A 19,695-nucleotide genomic window follows, 5' to 3' on the forward strand; every position below is an offset into this window, starting at 1 on the left:
CCGGGAACCTCCGATGAGTGTCACATTAACGTTTGACGCCGGGCGGCGGGACGCATACCGCAAGCTTGGCTTTTGGGGCGATGCCTCGCTGGGAGACTACTGGCAACATACCGCGCGCAGCGTTCCAGACAAAATCGCCGTCGTAGATAATCACGGTACCACATTCACCTACGCCGCCCTCGACCATGCGGCAAGCTGTCTGGCGAGCTGGATGTTGGCGAACGGCATTCAATCCGGAGACCGCGTCGCGTTTCAGCTTCCCGGCTGGTGCGAATTTACCGTTATCTATCTCGCCTGTCTGAAAACCGGCGCGGTATCCGTTCCCCTGCTGCCCGCCTGGCGCGAAGCCGAGCTGGTGTGGGTGCTAAACAAGTGTCAGGCAAAACTGTTTTTCGCCCCAACCGTGTTTAAACAGACGCGCCCGGTCGATTTGATCTTGCCCCTGCAAAACCAGTTGCCGCATCTGCAACACATTATCGGCGTCGATAAACTGGCTCCGGCGACGACCTCGCTCGCCCTTAGCCAGATCGTTGCGGACAGCGCGCCGCTTGTCCGTCACATTCAGGTTCACGGCGACGAACTGGCCGCTGTGCTGTTTACCTCCGGCACCGAGGGACTACCAAAAGGCGTCATGCTCAGCCACAACAATATTCTCGCCAGCGAGCGAGCCTACTGCGCGCGTCTGAATCTGACCTGGCTGGACGTCTTTTTGATGCCGGCGCCGCTGGGACACGCCACCGGCTTTTTACACGGCGTGACGGCACCGTTTCTGATCGGCGCACGCAGCGTGCTGCTGGATATTTTTACCCCAACGGCCTGCCTTGATCTGCTGGAACAACAGCGCTGTACCTGCGTATTAGGGGCGACGCCGTTTGTGTACGACCTGCTCTGTACCGTGGAAAAGCAGCCTGCCGATCTCTCTTCGCTGCGTTTCTTTTTGTGCGGCGGAACGACCATTCCGAAGCGCATTGCTCGCGACTGCCAGCAGCGCGGCATTAAACTGCTCAGTGTCTATGGTTCGACGGAAAGCTCGCCGCATGCGGTAGTGAATCTTGACGATCCACTCTCCCGCATGATGAATACCGATGGCTACGCGGCGGCGGGCGTGGAGATCAGGATTGTTGATGAAGCGCGTAATCCTGTGCCTCCGGGCGTTGAGGGGGAAGAGGCATCGCGCGGGCCGAACGTGTTTATGGGTTATCTTGATGAGCCTGAGTTAACCGCCCGGGCGCTGGATAGCGAGGGCTGGTACTACAGTGGCGATCTCTGTCGGATGGACGAGGCGGGCTACATTAAGGTAACCGGACGCAAGAAAGATATTATCGTTCGGGGCGGTGAAAACATCAGCAGTCGCGAAGTGGAAGATATTTTGTTGCAGCATCCCCGCATTCACGATGCCTGCGTGGTTGCCATGCCGGACGAACGTTTAGGCGAGCGTTCCTGCGCCTACATCGTGCTGAAGGCGCCGCATCATTCGCTGTCGCTGGAAGAAGTGGTTGCCTTCTTTAGCCGTAAACGGGTAGCGAAATATAAGTATCCGGAGCACATTGTGGTGGTTGAAAAGTTGCCCAGAACGGCATCCGGGAAGATCCAGAAGTTCCTGTTACGCCAGGATATCATTCAGCGGTTACATCAGGAGTGTGTTGAGGCATAACGCGCCGGATGGCGACATATCGCCATCCGGCATACAAGGGAATCGCGGTAGGCCTGATAAGCGTTGCGTCATCAGGCATTACCTTACTTCTTCAGTTCAGCCAGGCTCAGCCAGGTCTGGACAACGGTATCCGGGTTCAGCGACAGGCTGTCGATCCCCTCTTCCATCAGCCAGGCGGCAAAGTCTTCGTGGTCAGACGGACCCTGACCGCAAATCCCGACGTATTTACCCTGTTTCTTCGCGGCGCGAATCGCCATCGACAGCAGCGCTTTCACCGCGTCGTTACGCTCATCAAACAGCTCAGATACCACACCAGAGTCACGATCCAGACCCAGCGCCAGCTGTGTCATGTCGTTGGAACCGATTGAGAAACCGTCAAAGTATTGCAGGAACTGTTCAGCCAGCAGGGCGTTGGACGGGATCTCACACATCATGATGATCTTCAGGCCATTCTCGCCGCGTTTCAGCCCCTGACGCGCCAGCTCTTCCACGACCGCTTTTGCCTGCTCAACGGTACGGACGAACGGGATCATGATTTCGACGTTAGTCAGCCCCATCTCGTTACGCACGCGTTTCACCGCATCGCATTCCAGCGCAAAGCAATCACGGAAGCTGTCCGACACATAGCGACCCGCGCCACGGAAGCCCAGCATCGGGTTCTCTTCGTCTGGCTCGTAGCGCTCACCGCCCACCAGGTTTGCGTATTCGTTCGACTTAAAGTCGGACAAACGCACAATCACACGTTTCGGCCAGAACGCCGCACCGAGGGTGGCGATCCCTTCCGTCAGGCGACCCACGTAGAATTCACGCGGAGAATCAAAGCCTTTCATCATCTCGCGGATGTCGTTCTGCAGTTTGGCATCTTGATCGTCAAACTCCAGCAGCGCGCGCGGGTGGACGCCAATCATACGGTTGATGATAAATTCCAGACGCGCCAGGCCAACGCCTTCGTTTGGCAGACAGGCAAAGTCAAACGCCCGATCCGGGTTACCGACGTTCATCATCACCTTCAGCGGCAGATCCGGCATTGTATCGACGCTGGAGCTCTTAACGCTGAAGTCGAGCAGGTCGGCGTACACGTAGCCCGTATCGCCTTCTGCGCAGGAAACGGTGACCTTTTCGTCATCCTTCATGCGCTCAGTGGCATCGCCGCAGCCCACCACGGCCGGGATCCCCAGTTCACGCGCGATAATGGCCGCGTGACAGGTACGACCGCCACGGTTAGTGACAATCGCCGCCGCTTTTTTCATGATCGGTTCCCAGTCCGGGTCGGTCATGTCGGTGACCAGCACGTCGCCAGGCTCAATGCGGTTCATCTCGCTAATGTCCTGAATGACTTTTACCGGGCCCGCCCCGATGCGGTGACCGATAGCACGGCCTTCCGCAATGATTTTGCCCTGCGCGTGCAGCGTGTAACGTTCCATCACCTGGCCGCGGGAACGCACGGTTTCCGGACGTGCCTGGACGATAAACAGCTTGCCGGTATGACCATCTTTCGCCCACTCGATGTCCATCGGACGACCGTAGTGTTTTTCAATCTGTACCGCCTGCTTCGCCAGTTCCTGCACTTCGTCGTTGGTCAGGGAGAAAATGTCGCGGCTTTCCTGCGGCACATCTTCAATGGTGACCTGTTTGCCGTGCTCCTGGGTCGGTGCATAGACCATGCGGATTTTTTTCGAGCCCATCGTGCGGCGCACAATAGACGGACGATTTGCCGCCAGCGTCGGTTTGTGAACGTAGAACTCATCCGGGTTTACCGCGCCCTGCACCACCATCTCGCCCAGCCCCCACGCCGAGGTGATAAACACCACCTGGTCAAAGCCAGATTCGGTATCGATGGAGAACATCACGCCGGATGACGCCAGATCGGAACGCACCATCCGCTGAACACCCGCAGAGAGCGCCACGCCACGGTGGTCATAGCCCTGGTGAACACGATAGGAGATCGCGCGGTCGTTAAACAGCGATGCAAACACGTGCTTCACGGCGACCAGTACGGCGTCAAACCCCTGGACGTTGAGAAAGGTTTCCTGCTGACCGGCAAAAGAAGCATCCGGCATATCTTCCGCGGTGGCAGATGAACGCACGGCGAAAGAAGCATGTTGATCATCCGCAGAAAGTTGCGCGTAAGCATCACGGATGGCATTTTCCAGCTCAGACTGGAAAGGAGTGTCGATAATCCACTGGCGGATCTGCGCGCCGGCCTTCGCTAACGCGGTAACATCGTCAATATCCGTTTGATCCAGCAGTTCATAGATGCGCTGGTTTACACCGCTTTGGTCCAGAAACTGATTAAACGCATCAGCGGTTGTGGCAAAACCATTCGGTACCGAAACCCCCATACCGGAAAGGTTAGTAATCATTTCACCCAGGGAGGCATTTTTGCCCCCAACTCTGTCTACATCATTCATGCCGAGTTGGTTATACCAAAGCACCAGCGGTGACGAGCCATTGTTGGACATCGAACAATCCTTTTGTGATAAATGAACGAGTTTAGGAAACGCTTAATTACGTATTTATCTTTGCATATTTAACCCGCTTAAAAAAACGGTGAATCGTTCAAGCAAATATATTTTTTATTTTTTCGGACAGTTTACCCATTTGCGCAAACCCGCGAGTGGCGGGCGATCCCCACAAAATGTGTCGGTATAAACATCTGTTCCAGAAAATGAAATGTACTTTTCATAAAATATAAAAATACCATTTCACTTTCAAAATAAGCGTTATTTTCTACGCTTCAGAGTAATTTTAATTTATGCTTTCAGAGAATTATGACTGACTTTCAGGGTGTGAAAATGGATAATGCTGTAGATCGTCACGTGTTTTATATTTCCGATGGAACGGCAATTACTGCTGAAGTGTTGGGCCATGCGGTGATGTCACAGTTCCCCGTCACTATCAGCAGCATTACGCTGCCGTTTGTCGAAAATGAGAACCGCGCCCGTGCCGTTAAAGACCAGATCGACGCCATTTTTCAACAAACCGGCGTGCGTCCCCTGGTGTTCTATTCGATTGTGTTGCCAGAGATTCGCTCCATCATTCTGCAAAGCGAAGGCTTCTGTCAGGATATCGTGCAGGCGCTGATCACCCCGCTACAGCACGAGATGAAACTCTACCCCACGCCGATTGCCCACCGGACTCACGGGCTGAATCCGGGTAACCTGAACAAGTACGATGCGCGAATCGCCGCCATTGATTACACCCTTGCCCACGATGACGGCATTTCGTTGCGCAACCTCGACCAGGCGCAGGTGATTTTGTTGGGCGTCTCGCGCTGTGGCAAAACGCCCACCAGTCTCTACCTGGCGATGCAGTTTGGCATCCGCGCGGCGAATTATCCTTTTATTGCCGACGACATGGACAATCTGGTTCTGCCCGCATCGTTAAAACCTCTGCAACATAAGCTGTTTGGCCTGACGATTGACCCTGAACGTCTGGCCGCCATCCGTGAAGAACGCCGGGAAAACAGTCGCTATGCCTCCCTGCGTCAGTGCCGTATGGAAGTGGCCGAAGTCGAGGCGCTCTACCGTAAGAACCAGATCCCGTGGCTGAACAGTACCAACTATTCGGTTGAAGAGATTGCCACCAAAATCCTCGATATCATGGGACTGAGTCGACGCATGTACTAACAAACTAGTTCACGGGTTCTGTTTTTTTGTTATCATACTGTTCTACCGCGAGGTGTGACGCACCTCGCACTTGAAATCAGCAGGGATTGGTTTAAGGTTGTGCCCATCACTTCCCGGTACCTCTGCCGTAGAAGCCACAAATTTCTGAGAATTGTCATGAACAGAACCGATGAACTGCGTACCGCGCGTATAGACAGTCTGGTCACGCCCGCTGAACTTGCGCAACGGCACCCTGTGTCGCCCGCCGTCGCCAGCCACGTCACCGACTCCCGACGCCGGATAGAAAGAATATTGAACGGTGAAGACCGCCGCTTGCTGGTTATTGTGGGTCCGTGCTCCATTCACGATCTCGATGCCGCACTGGAGTACGCCACGCGTTTACAGGCGCTGCGAACGCAGCATCAGGCACGCCTGGAAATCGTCATGCGCACCTATTTTGAAAAACCACGTACCGTTGTCGGCTGGAAGGGACTCATTTCCGACCCGGATCTCAACGGCAGCTATCGCGTGAATCACGGCATTGAGCTGGCGCGTAAACTGCTGTTGCAGGTCAATGAGCTGGGTATCCCGACCGCCACGGAATTTCTCGATATGGTGACCGGTCAATTTATTGCCGACCTGATCAGTTGGGGCGCCATTGGCGCGCGAACCACCGAAAGCCAGATCCACCGCGAAATGGCCTCGGCGCTCTCCTGCCCGGTCGGCTTTAAAAACGGTACCGACGGGAATACCCGTATCGCTGTTGACGCGATCCGTGCGTCCCGCGCCAGCCATATGTTCCTCTCGCCCGATAAAACCGGTCAGATGACCATTTATCAGACCAGCGGCAACCCTTATGGCCATATCATTATGCGCGGTGGTAAGAAGCCGAACTACCATGCTGAAGATATTGCTGCAGCCTGCGATACGCTGCATGAATTTGATTTACCCGAACATCTGGTCGTCGATTTCAGCCACGGCAACTGCCAGAAGCAGCATCGCCGTCAACTGGATGTCTGTGATGATATTTGCCAGCAAATCCGTAACGGATCGACAGCCATCGCCGGCATTATGGCGGAGAGCTTCCTGCGTGAAGGTACGCAGAAAATTGTCAGCGGGCAGCCGCTGGTTTACGGTCAGTCGATCACCGATCCTTGCCTTAACTGGGAAGACACGGAACTGCTGCTGAGCAAACTGGCCTCGGCGGTGGACAGCCGCTTCTGATCGTTCGCCCATCCGTTCAGGGTGGGCATTTTCTCTCCCCTTTTCGCAAACTACCACATTTAATACTTGTTGTTATCGGGCACATTATTGATAATAAAAATCATTGTTACATTAATTATTATTAATAAATCGTGATACCCGTATGGATAACATTGAGTCCCCCCGCCTTAAGGAACGAGAAAACGCGGCTCCCCCGCCTGCGCCCATCCGCAAGATCAGCAGTCAGAAACTGTTAGGTGATGACGGTAAAGTGATTATCGATCACAACGGTCAGGAATACCTGCTGCGTCAAACGCAGGCAGGTAAACTCTTGCTGACCAAATAGCGCTTTAGCTTGAACAGCTGACTTCCAGACGCTTGCCCCAGTCCGGCGGACGCTGGCTATAATCATCATGGCGATCGCGGAAAGGTTCCCGCAGCACGACATGTAAGCGATGCAGTTCACTCATGTCACCTTTTTCCGCCGCCGCAATCGCCCGCTGCGCCAGCCAGTTGCGCAGCACCACCGAAGGATTAGCGCTCAGCATCAACGACTGACGCGCCGCGTCGTCGACACCATCGCGTTGCAAACGCGTTCTGTAACGTGAGAACCAGCCATCAAAGGCGGCACGATCGATAAATTCATCGCGCAGTGGAGAGGCGGCATTCTGCTGCTCTGTCAGACTTAACCTGCGGAAAGTACGGGTATAGTCGCTGTGCTCGCGGGCCATCAAACTGAACAATTCGTTCAACAGATCGTTGTCATCTTTTTGTTCGGTCATGAAGCCCAGTTTCTGCCGCATCCGCTGACCGTAGCGCGTCAGCAACGCCACCTGGTACCCGTCGAGGGCATCATTCAACGCCTCAACGGTGATGAAAGGCGACAGGCTTTGCGCGAGGCGCTGAAGATTCCACAAGCCTACCGCCGGCTGATTGTCAAAGCTGTAGCGCCCCTGGTGGTCAGAATGGTTGCAAATGAAGCCCGGCTCATAGTCATCCAGGAACCCAAACGGACCGTAGTCCATCGTCAGCCCAAGAATCGACATGTTATCGGTGTTCATCACCCCGTGCGCGAAACCCACGGTTTGCCAGTCGGCTATCAGTGACGCGGTCCGCGCGACCACGTCACGAAACCAGAGAATGTACTTATCGGCATCTTGCTGGAGGTGCGGCCAGTAATGGCGAATCGCGAAATCTGCCAGCTGCTGAACGTTTTCCGGCTCGCGACGGTAATAGAAATGCTCAAAATGACCAAAGCGCAGATGGCTTTGCGCCAGTCGCATCAGCATCGCTCCCGCCTCCACCGTTTCGCGGTAAACCGGTGTTTCGCTGGTGACAATCGTCAGCGCCCGGGTCGTCGGTATACCCAGGTAGTGCATCGCTTCACTGGCAAGGCTTTCACGGATCGTGGAGCGCAATACCGCACGGCCATCGCCCATGCGCGAATACGGCGTCAAACCGGCGCCTTTCAGGTGCCAGTCCATCGTGCTGCCATCGGCAAGCAACTGCTCACCGAGCAGAATGCCGCGCCCGTCGCCCAGTTGACCCGCCCAGACGCCAAACTGATGACCGCTATAGACCTGCGCCAGCGGAGACATTCCCGGCAACAGCGCTTCGCCGCCCCAGACACCCGCCGGGCTGTCAGGATGAAAAAGTGAATCGGGAATGCCCAGTTGTTCGGCAAGCGCATCGTTGTGCCAAATCAGTCGCGAGTGATTCAGCGGTGTTGGCGACAATGCGGTAAATGTTGCTGGCAGTTCATCGCGCCAGCGGGCTGTAAAAGACAGGGTCATAGGGCCTCCTGCCTGTAGTGTAGACGGTTAACACCGTCATAAACACCAGCAAACAGAAAGGTTATCCGTGGCGTAATTGGGTGACCTGATCGGCCGTGACGGCAGGCCACAGCCCGCCCTGCATAGCGCTAAAACCAAATGGCGTCACGCGGGTCAACATTGCTTCGCTGTCGATACCGGCGATCATCAGCGATTCACAATAGGGGGACACTTGCGTAAGGATAGCGCGCATGAACGGTTCGAAGGAAAGACGTGTGGCCCGGCGATGGACAAAATTCCGGTCCAGGATAATTCGTTTAAATAACCCATCGAATATGGCTTTGTTGGCACTTTCCCCTGCGCCGAAATTGGCCAGTACCAGAGGAAAACGTTCGGCCAGCGCATTCAGCGTTTTATTCTCTTTGCCTTCAGACAGTTCGGGAAAATTCTCATTAATCATGAGTTCGAGAAATGAAAATCGTTTAACGGCAGAAACGCACTCACTATTCGTTAATAATAACGGTACAACTGCCGGGGTTATATAAATCCAGGCGACAAGTTTATGTTGAATAAAAAAGTGTTGGCACGTTTCGATCAGTGCCAGTTTTTCGATAAATAGCTGGCACTGTTCTTCGGGAGAAAGTCGCGGAAGCACCAGTTCAGTCGGGATACGAACGTCACCGTCTTCACTGACAAAGTTCGCGATAACGCTCAAACCGATAAGTTTTCGTTGTACATTCCGGGCGGGCTGAAAATAGAGTTCAGAATGATACACATTATCCAGTGAAACATTCATCACGGCAGTCCCACATACAGGGAGTGATTCGGCAACCTATTACACAGGATGTCGTCATCCATCTTTTTTAATACCAGAAGGAAAATGTTCATGTTGTCCTTTTCACCCGGAGCCCCGGTTCCTAAGTATTCAGCTTATCCTGATTATAAACGCTTATCCAGCATTGTTCTTTTTTCGGCAATAAAAGCGAGGGACATACTCAATTGAAATAACGCCCTATGACTAAATGCGTCTCGCCTGCCAAAAGTTTTTCCGCCAGTAAACATTATCCAGCGACGAGCGCATCACGCCGCGACTGGTTGATGCATGAATAAACTGACCGTTGGTATCATAAATACCCACATGTAAACCGCTCTCTCCCGATCCGGTTTTGAAAAACACCAGATCGCCAGGCAACAATTCGTCTTTATCGATTTCCGTCCCCAGTTTTGCCTGTTGACGGGTTTCACGCGGCAGTTGCAAAGAGAACTGATCGCGCATGGTCATCAGCACAAAACCGGAACAATCCACGCCACCGCGACTCATGCCGCCGTAACGATAGGGCGTCCCGCGCCAGGTCTGGAGTTGATCATTTAACCCGGCAATCACGGTGATGGAATCAGAGAGCCGGGCATTGGGCGGCGGCGCTCGGTGGCTACTACATCCTGCCAACAACAGTGCTGTGCAAAAAAGAAACCAGAAACGCATTCAGGCGAATCCTCTGTATTTTTTATTCTTCACCCTATATAGCGGGTATTTACGTGAGTTTTCAAGAAACCATTTCGTTTAAGTGGTTGATATAATCATTCTGTGACCTTCGATGTCAAGACGCCGGAAGTGCAGACCATACGCATGCGCTAAATGCGCTGGCGTCAGCACTTCATCACGTGGACCGCTGGCGAGCAGTTTCCCCTGTTTGAGCAACCACGCCCGGTGCGCGTGGCGCAAGGTATGATTCAGGTCGTGACTGCTCATTACGATGGCAATCCCCTGCTGGCACAGGCGGTGCAGAATGCGATCCAGCGCATTTTGCTGTGCGACATCAAGGCTGTTCATGGGCTCATCGAGTAGCAATAGCTGCCCCTGCGGGTTGGTCTCTGGCGCGATTTGCAGGATCACTGCGGCAAGACGGACGCGCTGCCATTCCCCTCCCGAGAGTTCCTTCGCATTGCGTCCAAGTTTGTCCGCCAGCCCCAGCGACTCGGCCACCGCCGTCAACTGGTCAGTGCGCGTTTTGTCTGCCTGATGCAGCGTCAGGAAGTGCCATACCGGCATCGCAAAGGGCGGGTTTTGTTGCTGCGCCAGATAAGCACGATGACGGGCAAGTTTGGCTGCGGGCCACAACGCCAGCTCAGTGCCCGCCAGAGCGATCGTTCCCGCCCCACTGGTTAACCCCGCCATCCGCGCCAGCAGCGTGCTTTTCCCGGCGCCATTCGGCCCCACCAAATGCAGGATCTCCCCTGCCCGAATCTCGCCGGACAAAGGCCCTAACCGGGTGGATTCGACAACATCCTGTAACTGCATCAGTGACGACATTATTTATCCAGCGCGAGTTTGATACTTTCCATAACGATGGGGTCTTCCGGCGTCATATCCGGTGAAAAACGCTGTATCACCTTGCCATCACGACCTACGAGGAACTTCTCGAAGTTCCACAGGATATCGTCCGGATAGAGCGGCGCGCGCCCTTTGCTGGCCATTCGCTCATAGAAACCGCTCCCTTCAGGGGCCACTGCCGTCGGTGCCGCCTCAATCAGTTTCTGGTACAGCGGATGACGTCCTTCCCCGTTCACATCAATCTTGCTGAACATCGGGAAGGTCACGCCCCAGGTCGTCGCGCAGTATGTTTTGATTTCGTCTTCGCTGCCAGGTTCCTGCCCAAGAAACTGATTGCAGGGAAAACCCAACACCGTAAAGGCACGATCGGCCCATGCCTTCTGGATATTTTCCAGTTGCTCATACTGTGGCGTGAGTCCGCATTTAGACGCCACATTCACCACCAGCAGCACATTACCGGCAAATTTTTCGAGGGTCGTCACCTCGCCATCAATCGTCGTCACTTCAGTGTTCAGAATCGAGTCTTGCATAGCCTCTCCAGGATCGTGAGTGATTCAAATACCAGCTTCTAATCATAGACTGTCTTGTCGTACCTAACGTCCGGCTTTGAGTAACAGCCAGATAAAGACCGGTGCGCCGAGCGTTGCGGTGACTACACCAATCGGCAACTCCGCGGAGGCCAGCGCCAGGCGGGCGACCACATCGGCCAGCAGCAGCGCAATGGCCCCCGCCAGTGCACAGGCAGGTAACAGCACGCGATGGTCCGTTAAACCGCACAGACGCAAAATATGGGGGATGACCAGGCCAATAAAACCAATGGCCCCTGCCAGCGCCACGCTGACACCGACCATCCATCCGGTGGCAACCACCAACAGATTACGCCAGAACCACAGGGGAAGTCCCAGCTGTCGGGCAGAGGTTTCCCCCAGCGCCAGCATGTTCATCGCCTGTGACTGGCAGCAGATCCACACCAGCACCGGAATCAGGGCCAGCATCAGCCAGGCCTGCTCCCAGTTGACGCCACCGAATCCCCCCATCATCCAGTACATCAACTGACGCAGATCGAATGAGGTTGAGAAATAGATGGCCCAGGTCATCAGGGCGCTACAGATAATCCCCAGCGCCACGCCGGCAAGCAGCAGACGACTGGTCGAAAGATGCCGACGGGCAAAACGCAGGAGGATCAACGTAATGACCAGCGCACCGGCAATTGCGCACAGTCCAAGCGCCCAGTGTGGCAGAACGCCCTTCCCCAGCAGCACGGCGGCGATCAGCCCCACGCCCGCCCCGTTGGAGACGCCGAGCAACCCCGGCTCCGCAAGCGGGTTTTCAAACAGCGCCTGCATCACTGCGCCGGACAAAGCCAGCGCCGCGCCCACCAGCAGAACAGCCAGCGCGCGCGGAAGGCGAATTTGCCAGACAAAGAGTTCGCCACGCGACGTCAGCCAGTCAGCGGGCGATATCCACTGCTCGCCGGCGCACAGGCTTAACCACAGTGTCAGCAGCATCAGCACCGACAGGCTCAGGATCCAGCGCACATGTTGTCGCTGTTGTTGACGGGCAAAAGTCAGCATGATTTCCGTTCAACTGAAAAGGATGTCATTGATTCTACGGTGCGATACCACCGCAGAAAAGAAAAAAGGCCGCAAAAGCGGCCTTTTTAGTTAGATCTGATTACTCATCTTTGGGCGAAGCGTTTTCGACTCGGCTCTTTAACTTCTGACCGGGTCTGAAGGTCACCACGCGCCGTGCTGTAATGGGAATATCTTCGCCCGTTTTCGGGTTACGCCCCGGACGTTGATTCTTATCACGCAGATCGAAGTTACCAAAACCAGAGAGTTTTACCTGCTCACCGTTTTCCAGAGCACGACGGATCTCTTCGAAAAACAGTTCGACCAGTTCTTTGGCATCCCGCTTGCTAAGCCCAAGCTTATCAAACAGATATTCTGACATTTCAGCTTTTGTAAGCGCCATAGGTTCAATCCCTCAATGATGCCTGGAATCGCTCTTTTAATGCCTCTACACATTTGGCGACGGTAGCGGCAATCTCCTCTTCTTCGAGTGTACGGCTGGTATCCTGAAGGATCAGGCTAATGGCGAGGCTCTTATACCCCTCCGCAACACCCTTACCACGGTACACGTCAAATAAGTTTACGCCAACTACCTGATTTACGCCAACTTTCTTACACTCGGATAAAATATCAGCAGCGGGAACGTTTTCGGCGACGACCACAGCGATGTCGCGACGGTTCGCCGGGAAGCGTGAAATCTCGCGCGCCTGAGGCACCACGCGGTCTGCGAGCTTGTTCCACTCCAGTTCAAACACCAGAGTACGGCCATTGAGATCCAGCTTACGTTCCAGCTCAGGATGAACAACACCAATGAAACCAATGCGTTCACCTTTCAGATAAATCGCTGCAGACTGTCCCGGATGCAGTGCCGGATTGGCTTCTGCTCTGAACTGAATGTCACCGAGTTTACCGGTCAGATCCAACACCGCTTCCAGATCGCCCTTCAAATCATAGAAATCAACGGTCTCTTTTGCCAGATCCCAGTGCTCATCGTAACGGTTACCGCAAATAACCCCCGCCAGCATCAGATCCTGACGAATGCCCAGATTGGCCTGGTTATCCGGCACAAAACGCAGCCCGCTTTCAAAAATACGCACGCGGTTCTGTTGACGATTCTGGTTATACACCACCGTTGCCAGTAACCCCGTCCATAACGACAGGCGCATTGCCGACATTTCACTGGAAATCGGGCTTGGCAACAGCAGCGCCTCTTCACCCGGATGCAGCAACTGCTGCACTTTCGGGTCGACAAAACTGTAAGTAATGACTTCCTGGTAGCCTTTGTCATTCAACAGCGTTTTCACACGCTTCAGAGACAAATTCGCTTCACGGTGCGTCCCCATGATCAGACCCGCCTGGATCGGTTCATCTGGGATGTTGTCGTAGCCATACACGCGGGCAACTTCTTCAACCAGGTCTTCTTCGATTTCCATGTCGAAGCGCCAGCTTGGCGCAACGGCTTGCCACTCGCCTTCACCTTCGGTCACTTCGCAACCCAGACGGCGCAGAATGTCGCTCACCTGCTCATCGGCAATGTGATGACCAATCAGACGATCCAGTTTGCTACGACGTAGCGTAATGGTCGCGCGCTTCGGCAGCGTGGTTTCATCCGTCACATCAATGACCGGACCCGCTTCACCGCCGCAGATATCAATCAGCAGACGGGTGGCACGTTCCATCGCTTTGTACTGCAGCGCAGGATCCACACCCCGCTCATAACGGTGAGACGCATCGGTATGCAGGCCATGACGGCGCGCGCGACCGGTAATTGACAGCGGGCTGAAGAAAGCGCATTCCAGTAGCACATTTTGCGTTTCGTCGTTTACGCCAGAATGCTCGCCACCGAAGATACCGCCCATCGCCAGCGCTTTATTATGATCGGCAATCACCAGCGTATCCGCGTTAAGCTTCGCTTCAGTGCCATCAAGCAGTACCAGCGTTTCGCCCTCTTTCGCCATGCGAACGACAATCCCGCCTTCAATGCGGTCTTTATCAAAGGCGTGCATCGGCTGACCCAGCTCAAGCAGCACATAGTTGGTCACGTCAACCACCGCATCAATGGAGCGGATACCGCAACGGCGCAGTTTTTCTTTCATCCACAGCGGCGTTGGCGCTTTCACGTTGATGCCTTTTACTACGCGACCCAGATAGCGCGGGCAGGCGTCAGTGGCGTCTACGGTAATCGGCAGGACATCGTTGATGGTTGCCGTAACCGGCGTGATTTCCGGCTCAACCAGCGGCGCTTTGTTCAGCACGGCCACATCACGGGCGACGCCGATGATGCCTAAGCAGTCAGCACGGTTCGGGGTAACGCTGATCTCAATGGTGTTGTCATCAAGCTTCAGGTATTCGCGAATGTCGGTACCGATCGGCGCATCAGCCGGCAGTTCAATAATGCCGCTGTGATCGTCGGAAATCCCCAGTTCGGAGAAGGAGCACAGCATGCCTTCAGACGGCTCGCCACGCAGCTTAGCCGCTTTAATTTTGAAATCGCCTGGCAGAACGGCGCCGATGGTGGCAACCGCCACTTTCAGCCCCTGACGGCAGTTTGGCGCGCCGCAGACGATGTCCAGCAGACGCTCGCCACCGATGTTAACTTTCGTCACGCGCAGTTTGTCCGCATTCGGGTGCTGACCACATTCAACCACTTCACCCACGACGACGCCGTTAAATGCACCGGCGACCGCTTCAACACCGTCAACTTCCAGGCCCGCCATGGTGATTTGATTCGACAGCGCGTCGCTATCGATAGCCGGGTTAACCCACTCGCGTAACCACAGTTCACTGAATTTCATTGTTTTATCCTGCCTTTATTTAAACTGTTTGAGGAAACGCAGATCGTTTTCGAAGAACGCACGCAGGTCAGTCACACCGTAACGCAACATGGTCAGACGCTCCATCCCCATCCCAAACGCGAAACCTGAGTAGATTTCCGGGTCGATACCCACGTTACGCAGAACGTTCGGATGCACCATGCCGCAACCCAGCACTTCCAGCCATTTACCGTTCTTGCCCATCACGTCCACTTCGGCAGACGGCTCAGTAAACGGGAAATAAGAAGGACGGAAACGAATCTGCAAATCTTCTTCAAAGAAGTTACGCAGGAAGTCATGCAGCGTCCCTTTCAGATTGGTAAAGCTGATGTTGGTATCCACAATCAGGCCTTCCATCTGGTGGAACATCGGGGTATGCGTCTGATCGTAGTCGTTACGGTACACACGACCCGGCGCAATAATACGAATCGGCGGCTGTTGATCTTTCATGGTACGAATCTGTACGCCGGATGTCTGAGTACGCAGCAGACGGGTGGCATCAAACCAGAAGGTGTCGTGATCGGCACGAGCCGGATGGTGACCAGGAATATTCAGCGCATCGAAGTTATGGTAGTCATCTTCGATTTCCGGGCCGGTCGCAACGGTAAAGCCAAGCTCACCAAAGAAGCTTTCAATGCGATCGATGGTACGGGTGACCGGATGCAGGCCGCCATTTTCAATGCGACGCCCCGGCAGAGAAACATCGATGGTTTCCGCTGCCAGACGCGCATTCAGCGCGGCGTTTTCCAGATCGGCTTTACGCGCGTTGAGCGCCTGCTGTACCTGCTCTTTCGCTTCGTTAATCACCGCGCCGGCGGCAGGACGCTCTTCAGCTGGCAGCTCGCGCAGCGTCGTCATCTGAAGGGTCAGGTGCCCTTTTTTGCCCAAATATTCGACGCGCACATTGTCTAACGCGGCAACATCTGACGCCTGATTAATGGCCGCCTTCGCACTGGCTACCAGTTCTGCGAGATGTGACATGGTTTTCCTCATTGTGTCGGTGAAGACACCGGTTCGTTGAACGTAATCTCTCGATTTCGGGCACAAAAAAAGCCTCCTGATGGAGGCTTTTTTGCGCTGTTTTTCGTTTCTTCTTTCACGCGCTAGCCTCCCGGAGTCAGGTGCTAAAGTAAAAAAAGAAGCGGAAAATAGCAGCATTCATGCTTGCGTTACCTTGTGTGGTAAAACCGGAGAACCTTTATTGAAAAGGGTTACGGATCAATTGTCAACTCATTGACGGAACAACAAATAAAAGAGAGGGAGCCAGGCTCCCTCTTTTCACTGGCTTATGCCAGAGCTGCTTTCGCTTTTTCGACCAGAGCGGTGAACGCTACTTTGTCGAATACAGCGATGTCAGCCAGGATCTTACGGTCGATTTCAACAGAGGCTTTTTTCAGGCCGTTGATGAATTTGCTGTAAGAAATACCGTTCTGACGTGCTGCTGCGTTGATACGCGCAATCCACAGTTGACGGAACTGACGCTTACGTTGACGACGGTCACGGTAAGCATACTGACCTGCTTTGATGACGGCCTGGAAGGCAACGCGGTATACGCGAGAACGCGCACCGTAGTAACCTTTGGCTTGTTTCAAAATTTTCTTGTGACGTGCGCGTGCAATTACACCACGTTTTACGCGAGCCATAGTGTTCTCCTGTATCTATTCTGATTTGTCCCCCTCTTTCACCACCGTGAAATCGGTTGGACATTAAAAAGTAAAAAAACGTTAACGGCTTATGCGTACGGCAGGCACGCGATAACCAGACCCAGATCGCCTTTAGAAACAAGGCCTTTTGGACGCAGGTGACGTTTACGCTTAGTTGATTTTTTGGTCAGAATATGACGCAGGTTTGCGTGCTTACGCTTAAATCCACCACCACCGGTTTTTTTGAAGCGCTTAGCAGCACCGCGTACGGTCTTAATTTTTGGCATTTTAATAACTTCCACTTCGCATTGTTAATAAATGAAACCCAGGCGAGCAAAACCTGTGAAGCCCAAAGGCTCCACAGGAAATACTACTTGAAGGCCTACTGTTTCTTCTTGGGAGCGAGCACCATGATCATCTGGCGGCCTTCGATCTTCGTTGGGAAGGATTCGACTACTGCCAGTTCACTCAGATCGTCACGAACGCGCGTCAGCACTTCCATACCAATCTGTTGGTGGGCCATCTCACGACCGCGAAAACGCAGTGTGATCTTGGCCTTATCGCCATCTTCCAGAAAGCGAATCAGGCTGCGGAGTTTTACCTGATAATCGCCATCGTCGGTACCAGGACGGAATTTAATTTCCTTAACCTGGATAACTTTTTGCTTTTTCTTCTGTTCCTTAGAAGACTTACTCTTTTCATAAAGGAACTTGCCGTAGTCCATGATACGACAAACTGGCGGTTCGGCGTTAGGGCTGATTTCAACTAAATCTACTCCAGCTTCTTCAGCTTTTTCGATTGCTTCTCTCAGACTCACAATACCCAGTTGCTCGCCTTCCAGACCTGTTAAGCGAACTTCCTGGGCGCGAATCTCGCCATTGATACGATTCGGACGTGCCGTTTGAACTCGTTTTCCGCCTTTAATACCTTATTCCTCCAGTTGTTGAAGACTGCGGCTGCGAATCTCTTGTTGCAGCTTCTCAATCACTTCACTTACGTCAAGGCTGCCCAGGTCTTTTCCGCGGCGAGTGCGAACGGCAACTTTGCCTGCTTCCACTTCTTTATCACCACAGACCAACATATAAGGGACACGACGTAATGTGTGCTCGCGGATTTTAAAGCCTATCTTCTCATTTCTCAAGTCTGCTTTTACACGAATGCCTGCATTTTGAAGTTTCTGCGTCAATTCGTTAACGTATTCAGACTGTGAATCAGTAATGTTCATCACCACTACCTGAACCGGCGCAAGCCAGGTCGGGAAGAAGCCTGCGAACTCTTCAGTCAGGATACCAATGAAACGTTCCATAGACCCAAGAATTGCGCGGTGAATCATCACCGGTACCTGACGCTCGTTGTTTTCGCCCACATAGGAGGCGCTCAGACGAGACGGCAGAGAGAAGTCCAGCTGTACAGTACCGCACTGCCATGCGCGATCGAGGCAGTCATACAGGGTAAATTCAATTTTCGGACCGTAGAATGCGCCTTCACCCAGTTGATATTCAAATGGGATATTGTTTTCTTCCAGCGCAACGGCCAGGTCCGCCTCAGCACGATCCCACATTTCGTCGCTACCGATGCGTTTTTCGGGACGAGTGGAGAGTTTGACCACGATTTTCTCGAAGCCAAATGTGCTGTACATATCGTAGACCATACGGATGCAGGCGTTAACTTCATCGCGGATTTGCTCTTCAGTACAGAAGATATGTGCATCATCCTGGGTGAAGCCGCGTACACGCATCAGACCATGTAACGCACCTGACGGCTCGTTACGGTGGCAGCTACCAAACTCTGCCATACGCAGCGGCAGGTCGCGGTAGGATTTCAGGCCCTGATTAAAAATCTGTACGTGACCCGGACAGTTCATCGGCTTGATGCAGTATTCACGGTTCTCTGAAGAGGTGGTGAACATCGCATCTTTGTAGTTGTCCCAGTGCCCGGTTTTTTCCCACAGCACGCGGTCCATCATGAACGGCCCTTTCACTTCCTGATACTGATACTCTTTGAGCTTGGAGCGCACAAAGACTTCCAGTTCGCGGAAAATGGTCCAACCGTCGTTATGCCAGAACACCATACCCGGCGCTTCTTCCTGCATGTGATACAGGTCAAGCTGCTTACCGATTTTACGGTGGTCACGTTTTGCCGCTTCTTCCAGACGTTGCAGATAAGCGCTGAGGGCTTTTTTATCTGCCCAGGCCGTACCGTAGATACGCTGCAACATCTTATTGTCGCTGTCGCCACGCCAGTACGCGCCTGCGGTTTTCATCAGTTTAAAGTGATGGCAGAAGCGCATATTCGGCACGTGCGGACCGCGGCACATATCGACATATTCTTCATGATGATACAAACCAGGTTTGTCATCATGGGCAATGTTTTCATCAAGAATGGAGACTTTATAAATCTCGCCACGCTTCACGAAGGTTTCACGCGCTTCGTGCCAGCTGACTTTCTTCTTAATGACGTCGTAATTTTTCTCAGCGAGCTCGTGCATCCGCTTCTCGAGCGCATCGATGTCTTCCTGGGTCAACGTACGGTCAAGGTCTACGTCATAGTAGAAACCGTTGTCGACAACCGGACCGATAGCCATTTTGGTATTCGGCCAAAGTTGTTTGATCGCATGACCTAACAGGTGTGCGCAGGAGTGACGAATGATCTCCAGCCCTTCTTCATCTTTTGCGGTGATGATAGAGAGCGTCGCATCATTTTCGATCAGGTCAGAAGCATCAACCAGTTCGCCATTAACGCGGCCAGCGATGGTGGCTTTCGCCAGACCTGGACCAATGTCCAGCGCAACATCCATGGGGCTTACAGCGTGGTCGTAATGGCGTTGACTGCCATCAGGAAGAGTAATAACAGGCATGTTATGTCCTTATTTGCAGTGGTGACCCATACGCAAGATCACATACAAAGAGAAAATTTATTTGTTTACAGTTAGTTGTGCAGCCATCTAACCAACAATTGCTAAATTGGCACACAATCTGGAACACACCCGCTTTCGCTACGCAAGCGCGGCAATGTGGTTGAACGATGGTAACACTAAAAAAAGGGAGAATGCACCCTTCTGTTTTATATTGGGCTGGATCATGACGTTAGCAAGGTGTT

General features: G+C 53.5%; 19 protein-coding genes and 1 other annotated feature. Of the genes, 4 read left to right on the forward strand and 15 right to left on the reverse strand.

All coding sequences use genetic code 11. The features are described 5' to 3' along the window. Positions 1-13: 13 nt before the first annotated feature. Complete coding sequence (gene fadK / locus WM46_RS07950) at positions 14-1,654, forward strand: medium-chain fatty-acid--CoA ligase (protein WP_102601944.1); 1,641 nt, start codon at positions 14-16, stop codon at positions 1,652-1,654. Between the two features lie 83 nt (positions 1,655-1,737). Here the strand turns inward: fadK and ppsA are convergent, their stop codons facing one another. Beyond that, positions 1,738-4,116, reverse strand: a complete 2,379-nt coding sequence (ppsA, locus tag WM46_RS07955; protein ID WP_061077339.1) for a phosphoenolpyruvate synthase — start codon at positions 4,114-4,116, stop codon at positions 1,738-1,740. 333 nt (positions 4,117-4,449) lie between these two features. Between ppsA and ppsR the strand changes: the two genes are divergently transcribed. From ppsR to hemP, 3 genes are all read left to right on the forward strand, one after another. Further along, entirely contained in the window at positions 4,450-5,283 is an 834-nt protein-coding gene (ppsR, locus tag WM46_RS07960; RefSeq protein ID WP_061077338.1) for a posphoenolpyruvate synthetase regulatory kinase/phosphorylase PpsR, read from the forward strand. Between the two features lie 156 nt (positions 5,284-5,439). Continuing rightward, complete coding sequence (gene aroH, locus WM46_RS07965) at positions 5,440-6,486, forward strand: 3-deoxy-7-phosphoheptulonate synthase AroH (RefSeq protein ID WP_044265448.1); 1,047 nt, start codon at positions 5,440-5,442, stop codon at positions 6,484-6,486. Positions 6,487-6,628: 142 nt separating this feature from the next. Beyond that, positions 6,629-6,811 (forward strand): hemin uptake protein HemP, encoded by a 183-nt coding sequence (gene hemP, locus WM46_RS07970; RefSeq protein ID WP_061077336.1) that lies wholly within the window; start codon positions 6,629-6,631, stop codon positions 6,809-6,811. A gap of 4 nt (positions 6,812-6,815) precedes the next feature. Here the strand turns inward: hemP and selO are convergent, their stop codons facing one another. The 14 genes from selO to thrS all read right to left on the reverse strand — a co-directional run bounded on the left by selO (position 6,816) and on the right by thrS (position 19,453). Then, positions 6,816-8,258: a protein adenylyltransferase SelO gene (gene selO / locus WM46_RS07975; RefSeq protein ID WP_102601945.1), complete on the reverse strand. Its 1,443-nt coding sequence runs from the start codon at positions 8,256-8,258 to the stop codon at positions 6,816-6,818. A 61-nt stretch (positions 8,259-8,319) separates the two neighbouring features. After that, positions 8,320-9,033 carry an EAL domain-containing protein gene (locus tag WM46_RS07980; RefSeq protein ID WP_061077334.1) on the reverse strand — a complete coding sequence of 238 codons (714 nt, stop codon included), beginning with the start codon at positions 9,031-9,033 and terminating at the stop codon, positions 8,320-8,322. 222 nt (positions 9,034-9,255) lie between these two features. Continuing rightward, complete coding sequence (locus WM46_RS07985) at positions 9,256-9,720, reverse strand: C40 family peptidase (protein WP_042319354.1); 465 nt, start codon at positions 9,718-9,720, stop codon at positions 9,256-9,258. Between the two features lie 78 nt (positions 9,721-9,798). Further along, the gene (gene btuD, locus WM46_RS07990; protein ID WP_102601946.1) at positions 9,799-10,548 is read right to left on the reverse strand and encodes a vitamin B12 ABC transporter ATP-binding protein BtuD; all 750 of its coding nucleotides are present in this window, start codon (positions 10,546-10,548) and stop codon (positions 9,799-9,801) included. After that, positions 10,548-11,099, reverse strand: a complete 552-nt coding sequence (locus WM46_RS07995) for a glutathione peroxidase (protein WP_102601947.1) — start codon at positions 11,097-11,099, stop codon at positions 10,548-10,550. The genes btuD and WM46_RS07995 overlap by 1 nt, the downstream gene beginning before the upstream one ends. Positions 11,100-11,162: 63 nt before the next feature. Then, positions 11,163-12,143 carry a vitamin B12 ABC transporter permease BtuC gene (btuC, locus tag WM46_RS08000; RefSeq protein ID WP_102601948.1) on the reverse strand — a complete coding sequence of 327 codons (981 nt, stop codon included), beginning with the start codon at positions 12,141-12,143 and terminating at the stop codon, positions 11,163-11,165. A 100-nt stretch (positions 12,144-12,243) separates the two neighbouring features. Continuing rightward, on the reverse strand, positions 12,244-12,543 hold the full coding sequence (gene ihfA / locus WM46_RS08005; protein ID WP_001229265.1) for an integration host factor subunit alpha: 300 nt from the start codon (positions 12,541-12,543) through the stop codon (positions 12,244-12,246). 4 nt (positions 12,544-12,547) lie between these two features. Next, entirely contained in the window at positions 12,548-14,935 is a 2,388-nt protein-coding gene (gene pheT / locus WM46_RS08010; RefSeq protein ID WP_102601949.1) for a phenylalanine--tRNA ligase subunit beta, read from the reverse strand. Between the two features lie 15 nt (positions 14,936-14,950). Continuing rightward, positions 14,951-15,934 carry a phenylalanine--tRNA ligase subunit alpha gene (gene pheS / locus WM46_RS08015; protein WP_044265459.1) on the reverse strand — a complete coding sequence of 328 codons (984 nt, stop codon included), beginning with the start codon at positions 15,932-15,934 and terminating at the stop codon, positions 14,951-14,953. Between the two features lie 62 nt (positions 15,935-15,996). Further along, positions 15,997-16,120: a sequence feature (Phe leader region), on the reverse strand. Then, on the reverse strand, positions 16,071-16,115 hold the full coding sequence (pheM, locus tag WM46_RS08020) for a pheST operon leader peptide PheM (protein ID WP_001386830.1): 45 nt from the start codon (positions 16,113-16,115) through the stop codon (positions 16,071-16,073). (Overlaps the previous feature by 45 nt.) A gap of 119 nt (positions 16,121-16,239) precedes the next feature. After that, entirely contained in the window at positions 16,240-16,596 is a 357-nt protein-coding gene (gene rplT / locus WM46_RS08025; protein ID WP_000124850.1) for a 50S ribosomal protein L20, read from the reverse strand. Positions 16,597-16,685: 89 nt separating this feature from the next. Further along, positions 16,686-16,883, reverse strand: a complete 198-nt coding sequence (gene rpmI / locus WM46_RS08030; protein WP_003030583.1) for a 50S ribosomal protein L35 — start codon at positions 16,881-16,883, stop codon at positions 16,686-16,688. Positions 16,884-16,978: 95 nt separating this feature from the next. Further along, positions 16,979-17,521 carry a translation initiation factor IF-3 gene (gene infC / locus WM46_RS08035; RefSeq protein ID WP_043000875.1) on the reverse strand — a complete coding sequence of 181 codons (543 nt, stop codon included), beginning with the start codon at positions 17,519-17,521 and terminating at the stop codon, positions 16,979-16,981. A gap of 3 nt (positions 17,522-17,524) precedes the next feature. Further along, positions 17,525-19,453 (reverse strand): threonine--tRNA ligase, encoded by a 1,929-nt coding sequence (gene thrS, locus WM46_RS08040; RefSeq protein WP_042319370.1) that lies wholly within the window; start codon positions 19,451-19,453, stop codon positions 17,525-17,527. Positions 19,454-19,695 lie beyond the last annotated feature (242 nt).

Source organism: Citrobacter freundii complex sp. CFNIH2, from assembly GCF_002880615.1.
Taxonomy (GTDB): Bacteria; Pseudomonadota; Gammaproteobacteria; order Enterobacterales; family Enterobacteriaceae; genus Citrobacter_A; species Citrobacter_A amalonaticus_F.